The sequence below is a fragment of the Streptomyces sp. MK37H genome (genome assembly GCF_018035285.1).
Taxonomy (GTDB): Bacteria; Actinomycetota; Actinomycetes; order Streptomycetales; family Streptomycetaceae; genus Streptomyces; species Streptomyces endocoffeicus.
Map to the genome: position 1 here is coordinate 1 of NZ_JAAAYH010000609.1, position 4,094 is coordinate 4,094.

The 4,094-nt window shown below is 63.2% G+C and carries 3 protein-coding genes and 2 pseudogenes; all 5 read right to left on the minus strand.

Annotated features, from left to right (window positions below):
* Window positions 1–735: pseudogene (locus GWI24_RS41470) on the minus strand (hypothetical protein); the annotation flags it as partial.
* Window positions 728–1,093 carry a hypothetical protein gene (locus GWI24_RS41475; protein WP_210951188.1) on the minus strand — a complete coding sequence of 122 codons (366 nt, stop codon included), beginning with the start codon at window positions 1,091–1,093 and terminating at the stop codon, window positions 728–730. The gene GWI24_RS41475 and the pseudogene GWI24_RS41470, both read right to left, overlap by 8 nt.
* A gap of 3 nt (window positions 1,094–1,096) precedes the next feature.
* Entirely contained in the window at window positions 1,097–1,783 is a 687-nt protein-coding gene (locus GWI24_RS41480; RefSeq protein ID WP_138912572.1) for a hypothetical protein, read from the minus strand.
* Window positions 1,780–2,451 (minus strand): hypothetical protein, encoded by a 672-nt coding sequence (locus GWI24_RS41485; protein ID WP_210951189.1) that lies wholly within the window; start codon window positions 2,449–2,451, stop codon window positions 1,780–1,782. Before GWI24_RS41485 ends, GWI24_RS41480 begins: the two co-directional genes overlap by 4 nt.
* 18 nt (window positions 2,452–2,469) lie before the next feature.
* Window positions 2,470–4,094 (minus strand): annotated as a pseudogene (locus tag GWI24_RS41490) (hypothetical protein); the annotation flags it as partial.

The following is a 4,094-nucleotide window of genomic DNA, read 5'->3' on the forward strand; positions in this document are numbered from 1 at the left end:
GGGCTCCTCGCGGGCGGTCCCGTCGTAGGCGAACGTCAGCTGGTCGACGGTGGAGTTCACGTCCATGTTGACGGTAAGGGCGTGCTGAGCTGTGCCGACGCGCTTCTCGGGCCCCCAGTAGGCGGTGGAGACCCCGGCCACGGGCCCGGGGATGAGGTAGAAGACGTAGCCGTTCGCCTGGGCGAGATCGGTGACGTACTGGAGGTCGGTGCCGGTCTGGTAGTCCACGCGGCGCTGTGCGTTGGGCGGTTGGAGGATCTTCTCCTCGATGACGTCCGCCTCGATCCCGTAGTCGGTGTACTTCGAGAGGATGCGGCCGACGCGTTTGAAGGGCGGGAGGTTGGGATAGCGGTCGGTCCGCTCCTCGAGGTCCATGAGGAGGGTGAGGTCCTCGCCGGTGACGGTGAGGGTGGTCTGCCCGGGCTGATTGCTGGCCCCCACCTCGTGGCGCACGATGAGCCCGTCGAGGAGAACGATCGGCGTGCCCTTGACGGCGGCCGTGACGATGACGCGGGTGCGGGGGTCGAAGAACCCCTCGGGGAGCAGCCGATCGATGATCGCGCCCTTCTTGGTGAGGTCGAACGCCATCTGGAAGCCGCCGCGTTCACCCGCGGTCGTGGTGATCTGCGCGGACAGCAGCGCCTCGGTGACCTCGGGGGGCACGGGGCGGGTGAGCTTGGGCCCCATCCGTAATTCGAGGTGGATGGGCCCCTGCCCGACGGGCTCATCAGCCATGGCGCCCACCGCCTCCGCCCGGGAACCCGTTGGGGATCGCTATGTCCTGTCCGGGTTCGGCGGTCAGCTCGCGGGGATCAAGGACCGGGTTGGCGTCGGCGATCCGCCACCAGGCGGCGGGGTCGCCGAAATAGCGCTGACCGAGGTGGTCGGGGCGCTCGCCACTGCTGACGGTGTGAGTCTCCTCGGGGACCGCGCTGAGTGGCGGCAACAACCGTCGCTTGGCATACCGCACGAGGGTCCCGTCGGGTTGGGTGTGGATGCCGATCTCGGCGTCGTGGTAGCGGCTGGAGCGGGGGTAGGGGTGCGCCCCCGGAATCGCGTCGAGCGCGCTCTCGTACGGCTGTGGCTCCGCCATCTGCTAGACCCTCCCCAGCCCGATGTCCCCGCTGTTCAACCCCAGCGCGCTCAGCGCCCCACCGCGCGCCGCCGCCGCGAGCCGCTCCTTCTGCGCGAGATGCGCGAGATAGAGCTCTGCGCCGCGGTGGCCGGCGGGCAGATCGCTGACGGTGAGCACCTTCAGCCCGATGCTGAGGGATGCGCGGATGGGGTTGAGGTTGACGTCGAACGCCGATTCATTGATGGACAGCTCCGTGATGCGGACCGGCATGACGCGCTTGCTGCCCCAGGTGAAGAGCGTCAGCGGCATCTCGATGGGGCTGATCTCGATGGTCCCTTTCTTGGAAAGCCGCATGGCGTCCCGCAATTTGGCGGTGGTCGGCTGCACGAGCATTTCGAGCGTCGCGAGTTGCGGGTGTATCCCGTCGGGCGCGGCCACCTCGAACTGATCGGTCGCGTCGATCTCCGCGGTGAACTTCCATGTCTCCTGAGCGGGGCCCTTGAGGCGGAGCGCCTCGTTCTTGTCCCCGCTTCCGCTGCCGCCTCCGCCGCTGTCGGCTTGGTCTCCGGCGGATTGGGGGGCCAACGACCGCTCCAGTGTGTCCGGATTGAACTGCAGCACGATGATGCGCTGCGGCGTCCCCCGCTCGGGGTCGACGAGGACTATTCCGGAGCGGATGGGTTTGGGGATGTCTGCGTAGCGGGTCACAGGCGGGCCTCCCAACGCTTCCGAAGAGGTGTGTAGTCACGGTCTGGAAAGATCTGTGGAAGCGCGTCGAGCATGTTCACAATCCGGTCAGCTGTCCGCTGGAACTCTTCGTCTTCTAGTGGGGCTTGGGTGAAGAGATGCTGCCAGCCGAATGCGCCCTTGGTGAGACGTAGGAGGTCGACATACGTGCTGTAGTCGAGATCCATTCTCCATAAGCCCCGCAGGTGGTCGGAGAACCACACTTCAGAGCCAGTCGACTCTGGATCCAGCCTGATCGCGGTGAAAGATCCGGCTCCCGTGAAAGGGGTATCGTCGATAACACGAAGTTCCTGTCCGATGCGCTGTTCCTCGTCCGAATAGAAGGAGGATGTGAAGTCGGGTGGATCTTCGTGCACTGCCTGCTTCAGAGGGGTCAGAAAGAATTCACCGACAACGAAGCCATATGGCTCCACTGTCTGCCACTGGCTACCGATCTCGGAGAACCGAACAGACCGCCCATAGAGGGACTGGGCGAAATGTGGGCCTCCGCCGGAGTCTCCCGCATCGCGAAGGAGATCCCCTTCCCGGATATCCCCCCGAACATCCTGGAAGACACGCACCCCCGGACTTTGACGAAGATCCTCTTGGATCTGCACCCATTCCTGCTCCCAGGGCGTCAGATTCACCATTCCGAAGTATCCCATCTCCTAGAAAGTCAGTCGCCCCTTCTTGGCGGCCTTTTTGAGTCTGGCCAGGGCCTCAATCCTGTTCTTGTGACTACCACCCGTGCGGGTCTCGTCGGACTCACCTGGGGATAGGTGCTGGCCTTTGTTGAGCGCCCTTGTCAATGCGGCCATGTTGGCGAACGTTTGCGACCTCCCACGGTTTGGCTCCGTCATGCGGGAGATTCGCTTGGCGAAGTACACACTGATTCCAGTCGCAAGGCGGATGGCGTGCGCGTCATCGTGATTCACGTTAGCGACGGGCGATGACGGAATGTCGTCCTTTTTTGGAGGTGGCTGGAATGCGCGTGACCAGATTCCGGTGGCGGGATCCCGCTGCCAGTGGCCACGAGGATGATCGTACCCGCCCCAAGTGATGGTCATTGAGTTTGGGAATCCTGGGAATTTATCGTCGTCGTAGTAGGAGACGTTGACGTCGTACCAGATCATCTTATTGGTCTTCCCCCGCCATGGGGATTTTCGGATTGTGTTGCCAAGTGACCTGATGGCGGGATGCTCAATTTCATTGGCGGCGTCTTTGTTCTGAGTTCCGCGGGCAGGAACGAGGTTGGAAGTCGTCGCTTCGCCCCCCAATTGCGCGGGAAGCAGATGCATACGCACCCACGCCCCACCTTTGCTGTATTTCGGTGAAACCGCATCCCAGCCCTTTGGCAATGCATTCGGCCTTTCGTCTGCCTCTGTTCCCTTCGGCGTCGATTTCTTGATGTGATGGGCTTTGAGGCTCGGCGCCTTTTCTGGCCCGTCCTTGAATGTCGGAAGTTTTGTCGGCGGAAGGGGAGGCTCCTCCTGCCGCTCATCGAAGTCGACCTGTTGCCCCTGTGTCGCCCCCTGCTCCTGATGCAAGTCCTCGAAGCGCCTTGTCGGACTGAGACCGGCGTGCAGTTGGATTTCTGGAGCGCCAACGCCATAGAGCCGCTTCAGCCTATAGTGCAGGAGCATTCCCGCAAGCATGGCGCGGGTATCCGAGTCGAGCATCCCATGCTTCGTCCTGCGCTTGATTATCGGCCTGATCCTCGCAATGATCAGTGCCAAGCGCTTGGATTTTTCGCCGTCGGATTTCTCCTCGTTCTTCCTATCACGCCTGGCCTTCGTGCTCTTCGGCCTGCCGGGCCTGTCACGGTCGTCGCCGCGGTCACCCTTGGCGTGCTTTCCTCTCTTTCCGTCGCCGTCCTTCTTTCCCTTGCCGCCGGAGTTTTTCTTACTCGGGCCGCCCGCGTCCTTCTTACCGTTGCCGTCGGCGTCCTTCTTACCCTTGCTGTCCTTTTCGGGCTTGGGCTTCTTCGGGTCGTCCTTGTCGGGCTTGGGCTTGGTGGGGTCCTGGTCCTTGGGGTCCTCGGGGTCCTTGGTTGAGGGCTTGTCGTCGTTCTTCGGCCTGTCCTCGGGGCCCTTGTCGTCCTTGGGACTGCCCTGAGTTTTGTCGTCCTTATCCGGCTTGGGCTTTGTCTGTGGCTCGGGTTTGGGCTTCGCCGGGGGTTCTGGCTTGGGCTTGGGCTTGGCCGTTGGGGTTGGGCGGGTGTCCGGCCTTTCGTCTTCCTCGGTCTTCGGGCGGCCGTTCTTGTCGTTGGCACCGGTGGGCCGCTTGGCGTCGG

Coding starts and splice junctions, on each gene's coding strand:
- GWI24_RS41485 (WP_210951189.1), bottom strand. CDS start 2,451: ATGGTGAATCTGACGCCCTGGGAGCAGGAATGGGTGCAGATCCAAGAG.
- GWI24_RS41475 (WP_210951188.1), bottom strand. CDS start 1,093: ATGGCGGAGCCACAGCCGTACGAGAGCGCGCTCGACGCGATTCCGGGG.